The sequence below is a fragment of the Blastococcus sp. SYSU DS0533 genome (assembly GCF_054050775.1).
Genome location: NZ_JBJGZZ010000010.1, coordinates 66,298 through 85,911 on the forward strand (window position 1 = coordinate 66,298; position 19,614 = coordinate 85,911).

The following is a 19,614-nucleotide window of genomic DNA, read 5'->3' on the forward strand; positions in this document are numbered from 1 at the left end:
TCCTGCCGCGCGTGTCGGCGGCCGTCGCCCCGGGGTAGCCCGCCACCGTGGACGTGCGCGTGCGGCCGGCCCCGGAGCTGCGCTGGCTGCTCGGCCCCCGCTACCGGGCGGCCGGCGAGCGGCCGCTGCGCTTCGACCCCGGGGCGACGGCGGGGCACCTCGTGCAGGCCGCCGGGATCCCGCTGACCGAGGTCGGGGCCATCCGGGTGGACGGCGCACCCGCGCCGGCCGGTGCCCGCCTCCGCCCCGGCGCGGTGCTCGAGGTCGGACCGGCGCCGCGGCCGGTCGCCGTCCCTCCGGGCGGCTTCCTGCTCGACGTCGGGCTGGGCGCCCTCGCCCGGCGGCTCCGGCTGCTCGGGACGGATGCCGCCTGGTCCAACGACGCCGACGACCCGGCGCTGGTCGCCCGCGCGGCCGCGGAGGACCGGGTGCTGCTCACGCAGGACCGGGGCCTGCTCATGCGCCGCGCGCTGCCGCACGGCGCGCTCGTGCGGGGTGCCCGGCCCGAAGAGCAGCTGGACGACGTGCTGGACCGGTTCGCCGTGCCGCTGGCGCCGCTCACCCGCTGCACCGCCTGCGGCGCCGCTCTCGACCCGGTGCCGAAGGAGGCGGTCGCCGACCTGCTGGAACCGGGCACGCGCCGCAGCTACAAGGCGTTCTCCCGCTGCGCCGCCTGCGGGCGGGTGTACTGGCGGGGCGCCCACGGCGCGCGCATCGACGCGCTGGTCGAGCGGGCCCGGCGCGCCGGCCGGGGCAGGAAAGCCTGACCTTGGCCCCGGAGGGCCACCGGTCGGCCCCGGCGTGACACGCGGGGCGGGCAGAGCAGGAGCGACCGCCCACCCGGACACCCTGCGAGGCCGCCGTGTACCTGTCGAAGACCGAGGCCGCCGTCCTGCCGACGACGCTCCGCGCCCCCGCGCACCGCCCGCCGGGGACCGGGCCGGGACGTCGCCGGCTGTGGTCGATGCTCGGCCCGGCCTTCGTCGCCGCCGTCGCCTACGTCGACCCCGGGAACTTCGCGACCAACTTCTCCGGCGGCGCCGCGTTCGGCTACACCCTGCTCTGGGTCATCGTCGCGGCCAACCTCATGGCGATGCTCATCCAGTCGCTGACGGCGAAGCTCGGCCTCGCCACCGGCCGCGACCTGGCCACGCTGTGCCGGGAGAACCTGCCCCGGCCGGTCACCCGGGGGCTGTGGCTGCAGGCCGAGGCGGTCGCCATCGCCACCGACCTCGCCGAGATCGTCGGTGGGGCGGTGGCGCTCCACCTGCTGTTCGGGGTCCCGCTGCCGATCGGTGGCGTCATCACCGCCGTCGTCGCCTTCATCCTGCTGGCCGCCCAGTCCAGGGGGTACCGGCCGTTCGAGCGGGTCATCGCCGGCCTGCTGCTGGTCATCGGGATCGGCTTCGGCTACACCCTGCTCGGCGCCGGCGTCGACCCGGGCGGGCTCGCCGGCGGCATGGTGCCCTCCTTCGACGGCGCCGAGAGCATCGTGCTGGCGACCGGGATCCTGGGGGCCACGGTGATGCCCCACGTGATCTACGTGCACTCCGCGCTGACCCCGGGCCGCTACGGCGACGCCGTCACCGCCGGCCGCACCCGGGAGGGCCGGGGCCGGCTGCTGCGGGCCCAGCGCATCGACATCGTCGTGGCGATGGGGCTGGCCGGTCTGGTGAACGCCGCGATGCTGGTCATCGCCGCCCAGCTGTTCACCAGCGGCAGCGGCGTGGACAGCCTCGAGGGCGTGCACGCCGGGCTCGGTGACCAGCTCGGCACCGGCGCCGCGCTCGCCTTCGCCCTCGCGCTGCTGGCCTCGGGCTTCGCCTCCTCGTCGGTGGGCACGCACGCCGGGCAGGTCGTGATGGCCGGGTTCCTCAAGCGGCACATCCCGGTGCTCGCCCGCCGGCTGATCACCGTGGCCCCGGCCCTGGCCGTGCTCGTGCTGGGCGGGGACCCGACGACCGCGCTGGTCTGGTCGCAGGTCGTGCTCTCGTTCGGCATCCCGTTCGCCCTTGTGCCGCTGCTGTGGCTCACCAGCCGCCGCGACCTGATGGGGAGCTGGGTGAACCGCCGGACCACCACCGTGGTGGGCAGCGTCATCGCCGCCCTGATCGTCGGGCTCAACGCCCACCTGCTCCTCGGCCTCGTCCTCTGACGGCGGTCAGGGCGCAGAACGCAGGACGGAGAGGTGGTCTACGCTCGGCGGGCACAACTGAACGCACATCAACAGCAGGGGAGCGCTTCGGCGCTGAGAGTGCGGGACACCGCAGACCCTCGAACCTGATCCGGGTCATGCCGGCGCAGGGAGTCTGGAGGAAAGACATGGCCGAACCGGCCGTCCGCCCGTCGTCCGCCGCGACCACCGGGGAACAGCCCCGCACCGTCCGCTGGCGCACCGTCGACATCGTCGTCACCGCCGTCCTGGGTGTCGCCTTCGGCGTCGTGTTCTGGGCGTGGAACCTCGTCTTCGGCGTGCTCGCCGAGCCGCTGGACTTCTTCCCGCCGCTGTCGGCGGTGCTCAACGGCGTCTACCTGATGCCGGGGGTCGTCGCCGGGCTGCTGGTGCGCAAGCCCGGCGCCGCGGTCTTCGCCTCGACGCTCGCCGCGGCGGTGAGCCTGCTCATGGGCTCGCCCTACGGCGGGATCATCGTCGTCTACGGCCTGGTGCAGGGCCTGGGTGGCGAGCTCGGCTTCCTGCTCACCCGCTACCGCAGCTTCGGGTGGGGCACCGCCCTGCTGGCCGGCGTCACCGCCGGGCTGTCGACGGCGGTCCTCGACAACTCGCTGTACTACAGCGAGCTGGGCTTCCTGACCTACCAGGTGCCCTACACCGTCTTCACGGTGCTCTCCAGCGTGCTGCTGGCCGGGGTCGTCGGCCTGCTGCTGGTGCGCGCGCTGGCCCGCACCGGGGCGCTGGGCGCCTTCGCCGCCGGCCGCGAGCGCGTCTGACCCCGCGGGTGCCCAGGCGCAGCACCCGGGACGCCCTGCCGCTGTCACCTCCCGGGAGCGGGGGCGGAGCGGCCGGGTCGCCCGGGCCGGCCCGGGTCGTCGCCCGCGGGCTGGGGGTCCGGCACGCCTCCCGGCGGGCCTGGGCGCTCACCGGCGTCGACCTCGTCGTCGAGCCCGGGGAGCGGCTGTTGCTGACCGGTGCCTCCGGAGCGGGCAAGTCCACGCTGCTGGCCGCGCTGGCCGGGATCCTCGACGACGAGGGCACCGAGGTCACCGGTGAGCTGACCGTCGGCGGTCTGCACCCTCGCGCCACCCGCGACCGGCTGGGTCTGCTGGCGCAGGACCCCGACAGCCAGCTGGTCATGACCCGCGCCGGTGACGACGTCGCCTTCGGCCTGGAGAACGCCGGCCTGCCGCCGGAGGAGATCTGGCCGCGGGTCGACGGGGCGCTGGCCGCCGTCGGCTTTCGGTACGGCCGCGACCGGGCGACCCACGCGCTCTCCGGCGGGGAGAAGCAGCGGCTCGTGCTGGCCGGCGCGCTGGCCCGGCGGCCCGGCCTGCTCCTGCTCGACGAGCCCACCGCCCAGCTGGACCCCGACGGCGCGGCCCTGGTCCGCGACGCCGTCGCCCGCGCCACCGCGGACCGCTCGGCCACCGTGCTCGTCGTCGACCACGACGCCGCGCCCTGGCTGCCGCTGGTCGACCGGGTGGTCGAGCTGGTCCCCGGTGGCCTCGTCGCCCACGGCCCCGGCTGGCGGCCCCTCCCCCGGACGGCAGGGCTGCGACTGCCCCCCGCGGCGGACGGACCGGTCCTGCTCGCCGCCGAGGCGGCCGGCTTCGCGTACCGGGGCACCGCCCGTCCGGCGCTGCCGCCCACGGACCTGCAGCTGCACGCCGGCCGGGTCACCGCCGTCACCGGGCCCAACGGCAGCGGGAAGTCCACGCTCGCGCTGCTGCTGGCCGGCCTGCGGGGTCCCACCACCGGGCGGGTGGCCGCCGCCGCCGAGCTCGCCGCGGGCACGCGCCGGGGCGAGCCGGCGCCGCACCGCTGGCGCGCCGCCGAGCTGGTCAGCCGGATCGGCACGGTGTTCCAGCACCCGGAGCAGCAGTTCCTGACCGGTCGGCTGCGCGACGAACTGGCCCTGGGGCCGTTGCGCTCCGGGGAGCACGCCGAGGCGGCCCGGCGCACCGCGGAGGATCTCCTGGAGCGGCTCGGGCTGGCCGCGTTCGCCGACGCCAACCCCTACACCCTGTCCGGCGGGCAGCAGCGCCGGCTGTCCGTGGCCACCGCGCTGGCGACCGCACCCCGGGTGCTGGTGCTCGACGAGCCCACCTTCGGCCAGGACGCCGGCACCTGGCGAGAGGTGGTGACGCTCCTGGCGGAGCAGCGGGCCCGGGGCTGCGCGGTCGCGGCGGTCACCCACGACGCCGACCTCCTGGCCGCGCTCGCCGACGATCGGGTGGCGCTGCGGTGACGGCCTCGCTCGCGCTGGGGCCGGCCCCGGGCACCGCGCTGTCCCGCATCAACCCGGTGGCCCAGCTGACCGCGATGGCCGTCGTCACCCTCGTGCTGCTCACCAGCCTCGACGTGGTCACGCCGGCGGTCGTCGTGCTGTTCGAGCTCGCGCTGTTCCCCGCGGCCGGCCTCACCTCCCCCTACGCCGTGTGGGTGCGCACCTGGCCGATGCTGTTCGGCGCCGCCAGCGTGGGCCTGGTCAACGTCTGGCTGGCCGAGGAGGCCTCCCTGGTCACCGGTGCCGGGCTGGCGCTGCGCGTGGTGGGCCTGGCCCTGCCGGGGGTGCTGCTGGTCGCCAGCACCGACCCGGTGCGCCTCGCCGACGCCCTCACCCTGCACTGGCGGCTCTCGCCGCGGTTCGCCTTCGGTGCGCTCGCCGCACTCCGGCTGGCGCCGCTGCTGGTGGCCGAGTTCGAGGCCCTCCGCCTGGCCCGGCGCACGCGGGGCGTCGAGGCCGGCCGCAACCCCGTGGCGCGGGTGCGGCTGCTGGCCGGCATCGGCTTCGCGCTGCTGGTGGGGGCGGTCCGCCGCGGCTCCCGCCTGGCGACGGCGATGGACGCCCGCGGCTTCGACTCCGGCGCCCCCCGCAGCAACGCACGCGGCTCCACTCTGCACCGGCGCGACGCCTGGTTCGTCGCCGCCGCCCTCGCGGTGTGCGCGCTGGCGGTGACGGCGAGCGTGCAGACGGGCCACTGGTCCCCGGTGTTCGTCGGCTGACCGGGTGTGAGGTGCGCGACATCAGGTTTAGCGGCCGCCGCTCCGGCCGATAGCGAACGGTCAGGCCTCGTGCACCGGGGGGCCGGGAACCGAGGAGAGCAGCGGCGTGACGAGGCAGGCGGCCGGCACGATCTGGCCGTCGGCGTACCCACCCGCCGCCGAGCAGGTCCTCGTCTGGCACCTGCGGGACGTCGCCGAGCTGCCCGGGGTGCGGGCCGAGGTCCGTTCCCGCCTCGCCGGACCCGGCGCCGGGGACCTCCTGGACCGGCTGGTGCTGGCCCTGGACGAGATGGCGTCCAATGCCCTGCGCCACGGGGGCGGGGAGGTCCGGGCGGCGCTGCGCACGACCGGTGACGCCTACCTGCTCGAGGTGACCGACCAGGCCGCCGGGAGCCCGCCGACGCCGGCGGTCGGCCGGGACCCGAGCCTCGGCGGGCTCGGGCTGTACCTGATCGCCGAGCTGGCCGCCGACCACGGCTGGTACGCCGAGGCCGGCGCCAAGCACGTCTGGGCGCTGCTCCGCCGCTGATCGCCGCGGTCGGTCCTGCGGGTGGGGACCGAGCGGGTCAGTCCTGCGGGTGCAGCCGGAGCGCCACGAGGGCGACGTCGTCCTGGAGGCCCTCGGGGCGGAGCCGCTCCAGCAGCCCGTCGCACAGCTCGGGGAGCGGCCGGTCGGCCAGCTCGGCCAACGCCGCCCGCAGCCGGGCGGTGCCCTCGTCGAGCGAGAGGTCGCGCCCCTCGACCAGGCCGTCGGTGTAGAGCAGCAGGGTGCTGCCCCGCGGCACCGCCACCACCGTCTCGGTGCGCCGCGTGGCCGGCTCGACCCCCAGCATGAGCTCGGCCCGCTCGCCGGCCAGCTCCTCGATCCGGCCGTCCGGCCGCAGCACCAGCGGCGGGGGGTGGCCGGCGTTGGACCAGCGCAGCCGGGTCACGCCCGCGGCCCGCTCCTCGTCGCGCTGCTCGACGCGCACCACCGCGGCGGTGGCCAGCGTCCCCACCCCCAGGCCCCCGATGGCGAGGTCGAGGTCGGTGAGCACCCCGGCCGGGCCGATGTCGCGGTACGCGATGCCGCGGAGCATCCCGCGCAGCTGGCCCATGGCCGCCGCCGCCGCGGTGTCGTGCCCGACGACGTCGCCGATGACCAGCACCGTGGCGCCCGAGGGCTGCAGGAAGGCGTCGTACCAGTCACCGCCGACCTCCGCGACCGCCATCGCCGGGTGGTAGCGCACCACGATCTCGGAGTGGTCCGGCTGCGGCGGCTCCGTGAGCAGGCTTCGCTGCAACCCCTCGGCCAGCCGGCGCTGCTGCTCGTAGAGCCGGGCGTTGTCCAGCGCCAGCGCGACCCGGCCGGCGACCTCGCGCACCGTCGCCACGTCCTCCTGGTCGGGCAGCGGCCGGTCGGCGGACCGGTAGACGCTCAGCGCACCGAGCGTCCGGCCGCGCGCCGACAGCGCCAGCGTGATCGCCGACCCCGGCGCCAGCTCCCAGAAGGCGTCGCTGACCTCGCCGGCGGGCAGGGTGCGCCCCACGGCCGTGCCGACGTCGGGCACCACCAGGACCTGCCCGGAGGCGAGCGCCCGGAGGATGGGGGCGTCCGGCGGGAGCGAGGCCAGCCGCAGGGCGGCGTAGCGGCGGACCGCGTCCCGGCGCTCCGGGACGCGGTGCCAGCTGGCGACGTCGCGCACCCGGCCGTCCTCGTCCGTTAGGCTCACGATGGACCAGTCGCCGAGCTCGGGGACGAGCAGCTCGGCGACCCGCTGCAGCGCCTCCTCCTCGCGAGGCCGGGTGCCCAGGGACGCCGCGATCGCGGTGGTGGTGTGCGCGACGAGCGCGAGGCGGGCGGCGCTGCGGCGGGCCTGCTCCTCCGCCGCCCGGCGCTCGGTCACGTCCAGGAAGGAGACCGACAGCCCGTCGGGCGTGGGCCAGCTGCGCACCTCGAACCAGGCGTCCAGCGGCGCCGGGTAGTAGGCCTCGAACAGCTGCTCGCGGCCGCTCTCCACCGCCGCCCGGTAGTGCCGCTCGAAGTCGCTGCCCACGGCGGCCGGGAAGAGCTCCCAGACCACCCCGCCGATCAGGTCGTCGCGGGAGGCACCCAGCACCCGCTCGGCCTCGGCGTTGACGTAGGTGAACCGCCATTCCCGGTCCAGCGAGAAGAAGGAGGCCTTCATCGCGTCCAGCAGGCGCGCGATGCGCACGTCCTCCTGGCGCTGCGGCGTCGTGTCGAAGCCCGCGCCGAGCAAGCGCACCGCGGAGCCGCCGTCGTCCCGCACCGCCCGGCCCCGGCCCCGTACCCAGCGGGTGTCCCCGGACGGGAGGACCACCCGGAACTCGGCGTCGTAGTCGCCGCGCCCGTCGATGGCCGCCTGCAGGGCCTCGACCGTCCGCTCCCGGTCGTCGGGGTGCACCCGGGAGACGAAGGCGTCGATCGTCTCGTCGAACTCCGCCCGCTCGTAGCCGAACAGGGCCAGCAACCGGTCGTCCCACAGCAGCCGGCCGGTCTCCAGGTTCCAGTCGAAGCTGCCGATGCCGGCGGCGTCGATGGCGAGCTCGAAGCGCACCCGGTGCGCCTCGTACTCGGCCGTGAGCGCCATCAGCTGGAGCTCCGTGCTCACCGAGTCGGCGAGCTGCCGCAGCAGGGCGACGTCGCGGTCGGTCCACTGACGCACCTGCTGCTCGACGGCGCAGAGGGCGCCGATCGGCTCGCCGCCCGAGGCGCGGACCGGGATGCCGAGGTAGGCGGCCACCATCCCGGACCGGACGGGCTCGCGGCCGGCCAGGCGCTCGTCGCGGGCCGCGTCGGGCACGACCAGCGGGGCGTCCTCGGTCACCGCTGCGGCGCACAGGGACCGGTCGAGCGGCACCCGGGCCCCGATGCCGCCCGGCGGCAGCCCGGTGCCGGCCACCGCGGTCTGCACCTCGCCGACGAGCGAGACCTGGACGGCGGTGCAGTCCAGCAGCCGGGTGGCGAGGTCGGTGAGGCGCTGGAGGCTGCGGGAGCCGAGGGCCTCGCCGACGAGCGCGCGAACCAGGTCGACGCGGCCGCCCGTACCGGACGCCGTCCCGTGGGCGGCCGGCCCGTCGGGGAGCTCGGCGGCGGTCACGTGGGTTCCCCTCCACAGACGGTCCGCGGGCCGGCGGCACGGTTGTTGCGGCCCCGGCCAGGTGCAGAGCCTGTCACACCGGTGGAGCGGAGGCGTGCACCGCGTCCGCGGGGCCGGCGGCGGGCCCCCGGCCGCCGGGGCGGGCGCCCGGGCCGGGACCGGACCGACCGCGGGTCCGGCCCGCTCCGGCGGGCGCCCGCCGTCCGGCGGGTCGCAGCGGACGGGGCGACCGTCCACCGGCACGTGCGCACGGGCTCCGCGGCGCCGTCGGTCGCCTCGTCCCGGAGCGCCGGCCGGGGACCTCGGGCCCGGCCCGGGCGACGTCCGCATCCCTGCCGGCCGGGGGACCGGTGGCCCGCCACGCCGCAGCCGGCCAGGCGCCGGCCGGTCGGAGACCCGGGCGGTCCCAGGAGGGATCGCGCCGCCGGGTACCGGCAGGGGCCTGTTGTCCACCGTGCCGGACGGTCCGGGGAACCCGCGGTCGCCCGCCGTCCGCGGTCCGTGCCTCCCCGGAGGGTCCGCGCGCTGCATGGCTGGGCAGCAGCCGGGCGGAGGGTCGAGGCCGGATCGGTGGAGCGACGAGGTCTGCGGGTGCCCGGAGGGACACCGTCAGGGGTGGGCCAGGTGCGGCCGAGGTCGGCCGGGGGAGGACGTGCTCGCAGAGCCGGGTCGACGGTCCACGACCACCCGGGGAAGGGGGTGGCCGGTTCCGGCGTGCTCGACGGGAGAGCGGTCGACGGCGGTCCGCGGCTGGGTGCCGTGGTCGCGCAGCAGGATCAGCTCGGCGCCGACGGCGCCGGGCGGTGGTGCGACGAGGGTGCCCGCCCGGTGGTGGGCGCCGGTTCGGTGCCGACCGCGGGCCGGGTTCGTCGCGGCGAGCCGCGGACGGGAGGCGGATCGCCCCGCGCCCCGGCTCCACCGGATCCCTGCGAGGATCGCGGTGCCGGCACCCGAGCGGCCGGTGGCACCGGTGCGAGGACGCGGACCGGGATGGACGGCGGCGTGGACCGCGCCCCGTACCGACCCGGGGACGGCCAGTCCCGCGGAGGACGCCAGCCGACGCGTGGCCGGCTCCGTGCCGCGGGGTCCGTGGGACCCGGGTGGGAGGTGGGACGGCCGGTCGCGTCAGGTGCGGCCGTACCGGTTCGCGACCCCGGCGACGACGCCGGTCCCGCGGGAAGGAGCGCCGCGGCGGGGGAAGACGCCACGGGCTGGACCGAGGGGGTGCTGGGCAGCTCGCGCAGCACCACCGGGGGGTCGAGCTCGCGCAGCACCCGCGAGGCAGGTCTGCCCCAGGCGAGGTGCCGGCCCTGCTCGCCGGCGCCCCACATCGCCATGCGGCGGGTGAAGGCGCGCACCGCGACGCGGCGGCGGCCGGGCATCCGGGCGGGCGGCGGCGCGGTGCGCCAGGCCAGGTGCTGGCCCTGGTCGCCGGCCCCCCACAGCGCCATCCGGCGGGCGATGCCGCGCAGCCCGCCCAGGGGCTCGCGCACCCGCTCGGGCACCACGACGACGCGGGGGGAGTACACCGGCAGCCCAGCCGGGCGGGGAGCGCGGGCCGCCGGTGCGGGCTGGACCGACCGGAGCGGGGCGGGGCGGGCCGCCCGGTGCGCGGCCGACCGGGGACGGGAGCGCGGACGGGTCTGGTCCGCCCGGTCCAGGACGTCGATGAGCCCCGCCAGCGTGCCGGCCGGCTCGTGCGGGGAGCGGTCGACGCGGAGGACGCCGGAGGCCGGCCCGACGGCCTGCCGGCTGCTGCTCATGTCGCCTCCCGAAGTCGTGTCCGCAACCGGGGAAGGTGTCGCGGACAAGGAGAAAGGTAGGGACCGGCGGGCCCGCGGGCCGGTTCTCCGGACACCCCTCCGGAGCCGCGTGACCGAACCGTTGCCCTGGCCCTCCGCACCGCTCGGTGACCCCTCGCCCGGCGCGTGTCCTTGTCGATTCGACGGCGCTCCGCGAGCGTGGGACGGCCACCTCGGGCCGTCGGTCACCTCGGGACGGCGCGGGCGCCCCCGGCGTGTCGGAACCGCACCCGGACGGGGGACCCGTCGAATCGCCGGGTCCGCCGGGGTGGTGTACCTGCTGGTGGGCCCGGCGCCGCCGGTGGTCCTGGGGCCCGAGGACCTGGTGGCCTCCTCGGGCCCGCTGGTGGCCGTCGTGGAGGCCGCCGACGTCGGCGTCCCCGACCGGCTGTTCAGCCTGGTGGCCCTGGTGGCGGTCGCGAACGGCGCGCTGCTGACCATGGTGACCCGCGCCCTCCGGTGGTCCCGGCAGCGCAGCGCCCCGGAGGCCGACCGGGTCGGCTGAGGGGTCCTGGGAGGATGCGCCGGTGACCGACCCGACCCCGCTGGTGATCGACACCGACCCGGGCATCGACGACGCCCTGGCCATCCTGCTCGCCCTGGCCAGCCCGGAGGTCGAGCTCCGGCTGGTGACGACGGTGCACGGCAACGTGGAGCTGGCCCAGGTCACCGAGAACGCCCTCCGGGTGCTGCACCTCGCCGGGCGCTCCGACGTGCCGGTGGCCGCCGGCGCCCAGGCCTCGCTGGTCCACCCGCAGCCCGAGCGGGCCGGGCACGTGCACGGCGCTGCGGGCCTGGGCGGTGTCGAGCTGCGCCCCTCCCCCGCGTCGGTGGACCCCCGCCCAGCGGTCGTCGCCCTCGCCGAGCTGCTGATGGCCTCCCCCACGCCGGTCACCGTGGCCGCCATCGGGCCGCTCACCAACATCGCGCTGCTGCTGGCCGGCCACCCGGGGGCCGCGGAGCGCATCGGCCGGCTGGTCGTGATGGGCGGCTCCGCCGGGCGTGGCGGCAACGTCACCGCCGCCGCCGAGTTCAACATCTGGTCCGACCCGGAGGCCGCCCAGGTCGTCCTCTCCTCCTCGGTGCCGACCGTGCTCGTCGGCCTGGACGTCACCCTGCCCACCGTGCTCACCGAGGAGGGCATCGCCCGTTTCGCCGGCGCGGGCCCGGTCGGCCGCAGCGCGGCGGCGATCCTGCAGCAGTACGTGGACCACGCGCGGGACGCGTACGGCACCGCGGGGGTCGTGGTGCACGACGCCCTCGCCCTCACCGAGGCGATCGCGCCGGGCACCCTGGGCACGGTCCGGCGCGACGTCGTCGTCGACACCACGCCAGGCCCCGGCCGCGGCCAGACCCTGGTCGACCGGCGGGCGATCTCGCGCTCGGCGACGGCGGTCGACGTGGCCGAGACTGTCGACAGCGAGGCCGCCGTGGAGTTCCTCGTCTCCCGGCTGGCCCGGCTGGACGGCTGATCAGCGCGTCCGGGTCCCCTCGACGATCCCGACGGCGATGTCGCGCAGCTTGCGGTTGTAGCGCTGGGACGCCTGCCGCAGGATCTCGAACGCCTGCTCGGCGTCGACGTGCTGCTGGGCCATGAGCACGCCCTTCGCCTGCTCGATGACCGCCCGCGACTCCATCGCCACGCGCATGTTCCGCGCGTGGTCGGCCAGGCGGGCGTGGGCATCGGCGTTGGCGACCGCCACCGCGATCGCCTCCGCCGTCTCCAGCCCTGCAGCCAACGCCTCGGGGGTCGCGAACGCCTCGGGCCGCGTCGAGTAGATGTTGAGCGCGCCGATCCAGGACCCCTGGTAGGGCAGGGGCACCGACAGCGAGCTGCGCACCTCCGTCTCGCGGACGCGGGCGATGTAGCGCGGCCAGCGCTCCTCGGTGCGCATGTCGTCGATGCGCAGCACCACCCCGCCGCGCCCGGCGTCCACGCACGGGCCGCCGTCCTCGGCGTACTGGATCTCGTCGGCCATCAGCGCCATCTCGCCGGTGTAGGCCGCCGTGAACGGCTTGTCCGCGCGGATGAGCGTGGTGGAGACCGCCTCCGCGCCGGGGATCGCGCGGGCCGCGATGGCGGTGATCTCGCCGAGCACGTCGGCCAGTTCCCGGTCGCCCAGGGCCACCCTGCTGAGCTCGCGCAGCACCTCGTCCACCGGCACAGTCTGCCTGGTGGGACCCGCTCGGCTCGCCCCCCTTCGCGCGCCGCGCCCCCATCGGTCAGGATGGGGCGATCCGGGACGCCTCCGGCAGCGCCTTGCGGAGCAGACGCGAGAGGACGAGATGGCCGACGAGCAGGCCCACGACGCGTGGCCGTCCGCGCCCGTCCCCTCCGTCCCCGGCGACGTCTGGCACTGGCAGCTCGAGGCGATGCACGTGGTGTCCCGGGTGCGCACCGACCTCCGCGCGCGGATCGCCCATCCCTCGGTGTCCGCCGCCTCCACCGAGGACGCGCGGGACGGGCTGCTCCTGGTGTTCGAGGAGCTGGCCTCCAACGCGCTGCGGCACGGCGGGGGCGACGTGCGCGCGCTGGTGGTGGCCGGGCCCGCGGGCTGGTTGCTCGACCTCAGCGACGAGGCGCCCGACCGCCCGCCGGTGCCGGCCGTCGACCGGGACCCGGCGCTCGGCGGCATGGGCCTGCACCTCGTGGCGCAGCTCTCGAACGACTACGGCTGGGAGCGGCGGCCCGGCCGCAAGCACGTCTGGGCGCTGCTCCCCTCCGGCAAGGAGCCCGCCGAGCCGCTGCGGGACCGGCTCCCCGAGCAGCGCTCCCCGGGCATCACGCGCGACTAGGGGGACCAGGTCGCTCGTCGAGTCAGTCGCCCTGGCCAGGTACGGGGGGACGGACCCGTCGCGGTCCGGTTGGTGATCGTCGAAGCGCGGCCGGACTGTCCGACGTGGACGGGCTGGACGAAGGGCACCACCGGAGCCGCCGTCTGGACGCAGCCCGACGTGACGAGGACGTAGGGGGGTTGTCGTCGTCATCAGCTTCGACGCCGGAGACGTCGAGCCAGAGACCGGCGCACCACTGCTGCTCGCCGCGACGCCGGCCCACCAGTTCGACGCCGCGGTCGTGGCGGACGAGTTGCGCATCGAGCTCGACGCGGAGGCGGTCGAGGAGTGGGACGGCGAGACCTTCCTCGTCGTCGCGATCGTGGAAGCCGTCGAGTGACCGTGGTTCGCTCGTCCGACGAGACGTCAGCTCCCGCAGCCGGACAACGACCAGCCAAAGAGCTTCTTCGTCCGGATGTCCGGCAGCGAATGGGGCCACGAGGTAGCTGCACGGCGCGCGACGCCCCGGGATGCGCAGGAAGGGCCGTCCCGGTAGGACACCGCACACCGGACGTGCCGCGAGGGGTCCGGTCGGGGGCAGTTCCCCCCTCACCGTGACCGTCTGGCGGCCGCCCCCGCTCCGACCTGCGGGAACTGTCAGTGGTCGGTTCTACGGTGCAGGTGTGTTCATCGGTGAGCCACCCCGTGCGCCGGAGGACGGCGTTCCGATCCCCTGGGTGCCCGACACCGATGGCGGGGGGGTCGAGCGACCTGGAGCTGGTCGCCGACATCTGGGCCGCTGACGCCCGCGAGGCCCGGCACGCCGCCCAGCGCGCCGAGGCGATCGCCGCGCTCGCCCGCCGGCGCTCCATCGAGCGCGACCGCGACTTCGGCCCCCTCGGTGGTCCGGGGCTGGACAGCCGGCTGCGCCGCTCCCAGGTGCTAGCCCAGGTCAGCGAGACCCTCGTGGCCGAGCTGGCGCTGATCCGCAACTGCTCGGAGGCCGAAGCCGAAGCCCTCGCCGTCGAGTCGATCCTGCTCACCACGCTGCTCACCGGCACCTGGGACGCCCTCTACGCCGGGCGCATCGACGTGCGGAAGATGCGCGCCCTGGTCGACCTGCTGTCCACCGCCGCCCCCGAGGTCATCGCCGAGATCGAACGCCGCGTGCTGCCCCACGCCGGTCGGCTGACCGTGCCCCAGTTGCGCGCCCGGGTACGCCGTGCCCTGGCCCGCCTGGACGCCGACGCCCTGGACAAGCGCCGCAAGGAAGCCGCCGCGCGGGCCGACGTCACCGTCCGGCGCACCGGTGACGGCATGAGCCAGCTCGTCACCGACCTGCCCGTGCACCTGGCCGCCGCCTGCGCCGACGCCATCGACCAGTACGCCCAGCTGCTGCGCGCCGACGGCGACACCCGCCCCATCGGCGTGCTCCGCGCCGCCGTCGCCGCCGACCTCATCCTGCGCCCCTGGGACCAGACCCGGCCGGCGCTCACCGCCCAGCTGACCATCCACGCCCCGCTGCCCGCCCTGCACGCCCCCGACAGCCAGGGCGGCAGCCAGCCGGGCGCCGAGGTCGCCGGTGAGGTCGTCACCGCCGCCCAGTGCCGGGAGATCCTCCGCGAACTGGACCTGCTCGGCATCGGGCGCGCACCGGCCGGCGGCCGCGTGCAGGTCGCCATCGGCAACCCCACCGACGGGCGGCTGACCACCGTCGCCACGCACAGCCAGCTCCGCCGCGCCGCCAGCCACCGCCGCCGCTCCCGCAAGCGACACCAGCAGGGCAGGACGGGCACCGCTGCCCCGACGAGCGAGCCAGCATCCGGCCGGGCGACCGCGGCCCAGACGCGTCCGGAAAGCGGGCCAGGCCTCGGACCACCGCCACCGACGACCGCCTACGAACCCACCGCCGCCCAACGCCGGTTCCTGCACGTCCGCGACCGCCACTGCCGCATGCCCGGCTGCCGCCGCCGCCCCGGCCGCTGCGACATCGACCACGGGCAAGCCCACGCCGACGGCGGCCCCACCGACTGCTGGAACCTCTGCTGCCTGTGCCGCCGGCACCACCGCATCAAGACCTTCGCCCGCGGCTGGTCCTTCACCCTGCACCCCGACGGGCAACTGGTCGTCCGCACCCCCTCAGGCGTCTCCCGCACCACCCGCCCACCCGGCTGGTGCCACGACCCCGAACCCGACCCACCCTGGCTCGACGAGCAAGCCCCACCCGACCCGCTGCACCGCTGACCGGCGCCCGTCCACCGGTCAGCGGGCGGCCCGGGTGACCGCCGCGCAGAAGCGGTCGGCGTCGGCCCGCACCTCGGTCATCGGGGCCAGCAGGTCCTCCTCGGCCACCTCCCGCACCGCAGCGTGCAGCCGCCGCTCGGCCGCCCGCCCCCGCCGTCGCGCCCGCAACGCCACGAGCGGGCGGCTGACCAGCGCGAGCAGCAGGCCGGCGAGCAACCCCCCGACCAGCAGCAGCGTGGGCAGCGGGATCCCCTCGACCCGGGGCAGCGGCACGACGTCGTCGAGCTGGAGGAAGCCGAGCGTGACCAGTGCCAGCAGCCACAGTGCGCCCACCAGCGCGGTCGCCAGGAGCAGCCACTGCAGCCCGGCGGCCGCCCGCTGCCAGAGCGGCACGCGGTCGGGCCCGAGATCCGCACCGCCGACCGCCCGGTCCAGCGCGTCGGCGAGCCGCTCCTCGGAGACCTCCGCCGTGCGCCGCAGCTCGTCGCGCCACGCCGGCGCCAGCCCCTCCCCGACGGCGTCGCGCGCCTCCCGGACGGCGGTCGCCATGCGGGCCCGCTCGACCGCGCCCGCCGGCGGGAGGGACGTGCGGGCGCGCTCGTCACCGAGGTGCAGCCGCTCGAGCGGGTCCGCGCGCAGCCGGCGCGTCCAGCGGACCGGTGGCCAGCCGGTGCGCCCGGTCCCCGCCCGGCGGGTCGAGCGCTCCACCGCGGCGACCACGGTCGGGACCCCGGCCGCGGCGGCCAGGGCGTCGGTGAGGTCGTCGGCCGGGTCGCGGGCCGGATCGGCACCGGCCGCCCGCCCCCAACGCCGCGGCCGCCCGGCCGCGGCCTCCGGGCAGTGCGCGGACAGCTCCGTGGCGCTCCCCCGGACGTCGGCGAGCAACCGCTCACCGGCCGCCCGGCGGGCGCGCACCCGCCGGGCCAACTCGCCGCGCAGCTCGGCCAGCCCGTCCCCGGTGCGTCCGGAGACGGCCAGCAACGGCGTCGCGGCCAGCCCCTCCCGGTCCAGCAGGCCGCGCAGGTCGGCCAGGCAGGCCCGGGCGGCGGCCTCGTCGAGGCGGTCGACCTGGTTGAGCACCACGAGCAGCACCCCCGCGTGGCCGGCCAGCGGGGCCAGGTAGCGCTCGTGCACGGCGGCGTCGGCGTACTTCTGCGGGTCCAGCACCCAGACCAGCACGTCGACCAGCTCCACCAGCCGGTCGACCTCCAGCCGGTGCTCCAGCCGGACGCTGTCGTGGTCGGGCAGGTCGAGCAGCACCAGGCCCTCGAGCGCCGGCTCGGGCTCCCGGCGGTGCCGGCGCGGCACCTGCAGCCAGTCCAGCAGCCGGTCGCTGCCGTCGTCGGCCGCACCCCAGACCGTGGCGTGCGCGACCCCGGTCGTGGGCCGGCGCACCCCGGGGGTGCTCACCTCGCCGCCCGAGAGGGCGTTGAACAGCGTGGACTTGCCGCTCCCCGTGGCGCCGGCGAGCGCGACGACGGTCGCGTCCCCCAGCGCCTCCCGGGCACCGGCCTTGGCCAGCACCGCCCGGGCGCGGGCCACCTCCGGGGTCGCCAGCCGCCCGTCGGCCACCTCGACGGCCTCCCGCAGCGCGGCCAGCCGGTCGGCCAGCGCACCATCCGAACGCCTCATGCCCCGCGCGCCTCGACGAGCGCGGCGGCCGCCGCCCGCAGCTCCTCGGCCGCCCGCGCCGGCGGGGCCGCGGCCTCGACCAACGCGTCGAAGCGGTCCTGCTCGTAGCGCAGCAACGCCTCGGACCGCTCGCCCAGGTCGGCCCGGGCCCGCTCGGCCAGCGCGCGCACCGCGGCATCGCCGAACACCGCCTCCAGCACCCGCTGGCCGACGGCGGTGGTGCCGCCCGCGACCGCGACCTCCCCGCCGAGGAGCCCCCCGGTCTGGGCGAACACCGCCACCATGACCACCGCGCCGGTCCCGCTCACGCCCCAGGAGAGCAGCCGCGCGCGCGAGCGCTTGTCGGCGCCCTCGCTGCGCACCAGGTCCAGCACCGTGCCCTGCCAGTCCCGCACCTGCGCCGCGGCGGCCTCGGGGAAGTCGGGCGAGGCGGCGGCGAGCTCGCGCTCCCGGTCGCCCAGCAGGCCCGGCCCGGCCGGCAGCGCGCGCCAGGCGGTGACGGTCCGCTCGGCGGCCCGGTCGGCCTCGGCGCGCAGCAGCTGCTCGACGCTGCTCTCCAGCGCGCCCTGCAGGCTCTCGGCGGGCGCCGGGCGCCCGGTCAGCGCCGCGGCGACGCGGTCGCGCGCCCGCCCGACCCGGTTCTGCAGGCTGCGCATCCACTCCCCCGTGCCCACGAACTCCTGCCAGCGGGCCAGCACCTCACCGCGCAGCAGGCTGCCGCTGCGCACGCCCTGGTCCACCCCGTCGCGCGCAGCGTCGTACGACGCTGCGGCCGCCTCGTGCAGGGCCCCGGCCGCGACCCGCTGCTCCTCCACCGCCGCGGCGACCGCGGCGGTGCGCTGCTGCAGGCTGTCCAGCGCCCCGGCGAGGGTCTGTCGGACGACGGCTGCCCGCTGCTCCTGGTCGGCGGCCAGCCCGTGCAGCCACCCCCGCAGCGGCGCGACCTGGTCCTCCGGCAGCCAGCCGTCCTCCAGCGGGCGTTCCTCGACGACGAACAGGCGGGCGGAGGCGAGGCCGGCGGCCCGCAGCATGGCCGCGAGGTCGGCGGAGATCTCGGCGGCGGCCTCCGGGGGCACCCGGTCCAGCACGACCGCCAGCGCCGTCCCCCGTTGCTCGGCCGTGCGCAGCAGGTCCCAGGGCACCGCGTCGGCGTAGCGGGCCGCGGTCGTGACGAACACCCACAGGTCGGCCGCGGCCAGGAGCTGGCCGGCGAGGTCCCGGTTGGCGGTCACCACCGAGTCGACGTCGGGAGCATCGAGCACCGCCAGACCCGCGGGCAGGTCATCGCGGATCACCAGCTGCAGCGTCCCGGGCCCGCCGTCCCCACCGGTGACCCGCGCGAGGCCCGGCAGCACGCGGTCGCCGGAGAAGCTCCCGGCGTCGGCGCGGGCGCACACCAGCACGGGTGCGCGGGTGGTGGGGCGGAGCACGCCGGCCGTGGTGACCGGGGCGCCGACCAGGCTGTTGACCAGCGTCGACTTGCCGGCCCCGGTGGAGCCGCCGACGACGGTGAGCAGCGGGGCGCCGAGATCCCTCAGCCGGGGCAGCAGGTAGTCGTCGATCTGGTCGGTGACGCCGCGGGCCGTGCGGACGGCGTCGTCGCGGCCCGCCGTCGCCAGGGCCAGCGGGACGGCGGCGACGTGGTCGCGGAGCGCCGAGAGGGCCTCGGCCAGGCGGGGCGGCGACGGGATCACGCCTGCTCCTCTGCCCCGCGACGCGCCCGGCTACCCGCCGTTCCCCGGCCGGGTCGCTCCGCGAGCCGCGCGCGCTCCTCGCGGAGCGCCTGGAACACCCGGCGGCGCACCCGGTCCTGCTCCCGCTCCTCGCTGTCGAGGAAGCGGATGCTCATGACCCAGCGGGCGCCGCGCGCCTGGACGCGGATGACCTCGCCCGGCACACCGGGGGCCCGTCCTCGAAGCGGACGGTCAGCGCCATCGTCGTCCCGACGTCCGGCAGCATGCGGTGGCCGGCCTCGCCGCGCCAGCAGACCTCGACGGCGTCGCCGGGCTTCACGACCGAGCCCTCGACGAACTCGCTCGCGGACGGGCGGACGCAGACCACGCCCTCGTGGACGACCTCGACCCGGGCGCTGACGGCGACGTCGGTGCCGGAGAGCCGCACCTCCGCCTCGGTCTGCTCCGCCGGGTGGTCCACGGCGGGAACGCTGACCGGGGTCAGCCGCCGCGGCGCGCCGTGAACCCGGCCACGAAGTCGCGCAGGCTGCGGGTCGGCCGCAGCCAGGCACCGTCCGGCGGGAGCGCGTCGAGGCGGACCCGGTCGAGGGGCTCGACGAAGGCCCCCGGGACGTCCTCGATGTCGATGAACTCCAGGAGGTCCGACCCGATCGCGTAGCCGGCCACCTCGCTGAAGGCGACGACGACGACCTCGGTGCCCTGCCGGGCGAGGTCCTCGAGCGGCTCGGCGAAGTTCCGCCCGTCGCCGGAGAAGACCACGAGCCGCCGGAGCCGGTGGCTGTGCCGGCGGACGGCGATGTGGTCCAGCATGTCCTGGTCGATGTCGTCGTCCGGCTGGCTCTTCGGCCGGGCGAACACCGAGTAGCCGAAGCCGCGCAGCGCCTCCACCCAGCGCTGCAGCGAGCCCGGCTGCGGTGGGATGTTGGCGAAGACGCAGGCCTCGACGTCGGGCGCGTCGGGGGTGGCCGGGTCCCCGGCGCCCTCCACGAACCAGGCCGCGATGGCGTCGAAGCGCGGCCGGGAGGCCGCCGTCGGCCGGGCGCCGATCACCGTCGACAGGGTCATGTCGATGTTCGGGGCGTCCCAGATGAGCAGGTCCAGGGCGGGACGCGACCGGCCGTCGGCGACGGGGCCGGCGGGCTGCTCGGTGGGCTCGGGCGCGGCCTCGGAGGTGTCCAGCACGG

18 protein-coding genes and 1 riboswitch are annotated in these 19,614 nt (G+C 77.1%); of the genes, 10 read left to right on the plus strand and 8 right to left on the minus strand.

Features of this window, described 5'->3' with window-relative positions:
* Nucleotides 1–47 precede the first annotated feature (47 nt).
* From ACI79W_RS13310 to ACI79W_RS13335, 6 genes are all read left to right on the plus strand, one after another.
* Entirely contained in the window at nt 48–767 is a 720-nt protein-coding gene (locus ACI79W_RS13310) for a Mut7-C RNAse domain-containing protein (RefSeq protein WP_456562562.1), read from the plus strand.
* Nucleotides 768–862: 95 nt separating this feature from the next.
* On the plus strand, nt 863–2,155 hold the full coding sequence (locus ACI79W_RS13315) for an Nramp family divalent metal transporter (RefSeq protein WP_456562563.1): 1,293 nt from the start codon (nt 863–865) through the stop codon (nt 2,153–2,155).
* A 66-nt stretch (nt 2,156–2,221) separates the two neighbouring features.
* Nucleotides 2,222–2,325: riboswitch (TPP riboswitch) on the plus strand.
* Complete coding sequence (locus ACI79W_RS13320) at nt 2,323–2,949, plus strand: ECF transporter S component (protein ID WP_456562564.1); 627 nt, start codon at nt 2,323–2,325, stop codon at nt 2,947–2,949. It overlaps the preceding riboswitch by 3 nt.
* Nucleotides 2,950–2,957: 8 nt before the next feature.
* Entirely contained in the window at nt 2,958–4,424 is a 1,467-nt protein-coding gene (locus tag ACI79W_RS13325; RefSeq protein ID WP_456562565.1) for an ABC transporter ATP-binding protein, read from the plus strand.
* Nucleotides 4,421–5,182 carry an energy-coupling factor transporter transmembrane component T family protein gene (locus tag ACI79W_RS13330; RefSeq protein ID WP_456562566.1) on the plus strand — a complete coding sequence of 254 codons (762 nt, stop codon included), beginning with the start codon at nt 4,421–4,423 and terminating at the stop codon, nt 5,180–5,182. Before ACI79W_RS13325 ends, ACI79W_RS13330 begins: the two co-directional genes overlap by 4 nt.
* A 106-nt stretch (nt 5,183–5,288) precedes the next feature.
* Nucleotides 5,289–5,711: an ATP-binding protein gene (locus ACI79W_RS13335; protein WP_456562567.1), complete on the plus strand. Its 423-nt coding sequence runs from the start codon at nt 5,289–5,291 to the stop codon at nt 5,709–5,711.
* A 37-nt stretch (nt 5,712–5,748) separates the two neighbouring features.
* Here the strand turns inward: ACI79W_RS13335 and ACI79W_RS13340 are convergent, their stop codons facing one another.
* Together ACI79W_RS13340 and ACI79W_RS13345 are read right to left on the minus strand one after the other, a co-directional pair.
* Nucleotides 5,749–8,283, minus strand: coding sequence for a SpoIIE family protein phosphatase (locus ACI79W_RS13340; protein WP_456562568.1), 2,535 nt, complete (start codon nt 8,281–8,283; stop codon nt 5,749–5,751).
* 776 nt (nt 8,284–9,059) lie between these two features.
* A complete protein-coding gene (locus tag ACI79W_RS13345; protein WP_456562569.1) occupies nt 9,060–10,046 on the minus strand; it encodes a hypothetical protein in 987 nt (328 codons plus the stop codon).
* A gap of 307 nt (nt 10,047–10,353) precedes the next feature.
* On the opposite strand from ACI79W_RS13345, the gene ACI79W_RS13350 reads away from it, so the two are divergent.
* Together ACI79W_RS13350 and ACI79W_RS13355 are read left to right on the plus strand one after the other, a co-directional pair.
* Nucleotides 10,354–10,590, plus strand: coding sequence for a hypothetical protein (locus ACI79W_RS13350; protein ID WP_456562570.1), 237 nt, complete (start codon nt 10,354–10,356; stop codon nt 10,588–10,590).
* A 22-nt stretch (nt 10,591–10,612) separates the two neighbouring features.
* Complete coding sequence (locus ACI79W_RS13355; RefSeq protein WP_456562571.1) at nt 10,613–11,557, plus strand: nucleoside hydrolase; 945 nt, start codon at nt 10,613–10,615, stop codon at nt 11,555–11,557.
* Here the strand turns inward: ACI79W_RS13355 and ACI79W_RS13360 are convergent, their stop codons facing one another.
* The gene (locus tag ACI79W_RS13360) at nt 11,558–12,244 is read right to left on the minus strand and encodes an ANTAR domain-containing protein (protein ID WP_456562572.1); all 687 of its coding nucleotides are present in this window, start codon (nt 12,242–12,244) and stop codon (nt 11,558–11,560) included.
* A gap of 127 nt (nt 12,245–12,371) precedes the next feature.
* On the opposite strand from ACI79W_RS13360, the gene ACI79W_RS13365 reads away from it, so the two are divergent.
* Nucleotides 12,372–12,881, plus strand: a complete 510-nt coding sequence (locus ACI79W_RS13365) for an ATP-binding protein (protein WP_456562573.1) — start codon at nt 12,372–12,374, stop codon at nt 12,879–12,881.
* Nucleotides 12,882–13,610: 729 nt separating this feature from the next.
* Nucleotides 13,611–15,104, plus strand: coding sequence for a DUF222 domain-containing protein (locus ACI79W_RS13370; RefSeq protein ID WP_456562574.1), 1,494 nt, complete (start codon nt 13,611–13,613; stop codon nt 15,102–15,104).
* An 18-nt stretch (nt 15,105–15,122) separates the two neighbouring features.
* Here ACI79W_RS13370 and ACI79W_RS13375 read toward each other — a convergent pair whose 3' ends face one another.
* The 5 genes from ACI79W_RS13375 to ACI79W_RS13395 are packed head-to-tail and all read right to left on the minus strand — an operon-like array spanning nt 15,123 to nt 19,612.
* Nucleotides 15,123–16,736, minus strand: a complete 1,614-nt coding sequence (locus tag ACI79W_RS13375; RefSeq protein ID WP_456562575.1) for a GTPase — start codon at nt 16,734–16,736, stop codon at nt 15,123–15,125.
* A complete protein-coding gene (locus ACI79W_RS13380; protein ID WP_456562576.1) occupies nt 16,733–18,430 on the minus strand; it encodes an ABC transporter in 1,698 nt (565 codons plus the stop codon). Before ACI79W_RS13380 ends, ACI79W_RS13375 begins: the two co-directional genes overlap by 4 nt.
* Nucleotides 18,427–18,585: a hypothetical protein gene (locus ACI79W_RS13385; protein ID WP_456562577.1), complete on the minus strand. Its 159-nt coding sequence runs from the start codon at nt 18,583–18,585 to the stop codon at nt 18,427–18,429. Before ACI79W_RS13385 ends, ACI79W_RS13380 begins: the two co-directional genes overlap by 4 nt.
* Complete coding sequence (locus tag ACI79W_RS13390) at nt 18,582–18,890, minus strand: hypothetical protein (RefSeq protein WP_456562578.1); 309 nt, start codon at nt 18,888–18,890, stop codon at nt 18,582–18,584. The genes ACI79W_RS13385 and ACI79W_RS13390 overlap by 4 nt, the downstream gene beginning before the upstream one ends.
* Nucleotides 18,891–18,910: 20 nt before the next feature.
* Entirely contained in the window at nt 18,911–19,612 is a 702-nt protein-coding gene (locus tag ACI79W_RS13395; RefSeq protein ID WP_456562579.1) for an NYN domain-containing protein, read from the minus strand.
* Nucleotides 19,613–19,614 lie beyond the last annotated feature (2 nt).

Coding starts and splice junctions, on each gene's coding strand:
- ACI79W_RS13385 (WP_456562577.1), bottom strand. CDS start 18,585: ATGAGCATCCGCTTCCTCGACAGCGAGGAGCGGGAGCAGGACCGGGTG.
- ACI79W_RS13320 (WP_456562564.1), top strand. CDS start 2,323: ATGGCCGAACCGGCCGTCCGCCCGTCGTCCGCCGCGACCACCGGGGAA.
- ACI79W_RS13370 (WP_456562574.1), top strand. CDS start 13,611: ATGGCGGGGGGGTCGAGCGACCTGGAGCTGGTCGCCGACATCTGGGCC.
- ACI79W_RS13365 (WP_456562573.1), top strand. CDS start 12,372: ATGGCCGACGAGCAGGCCCACGACGCGTGGCCGTCCGCGCCCGTCCCC.
- ACI79W_RS13375 (WP_456562575.1), bottom strand. CDS start 16,736: ATGAGGCGTTCGGATGGTGCGCTGGCCGACCGGCTGGCCGCGCTGCGG.
- ACI79W_RS13345 (WP_456562569.1), bottom strand. CDS start 10,046: ATGAGCAGCAGCCGGCAGGCCGTCGGGCCGGCCTCCGGCGTCCTCCGC.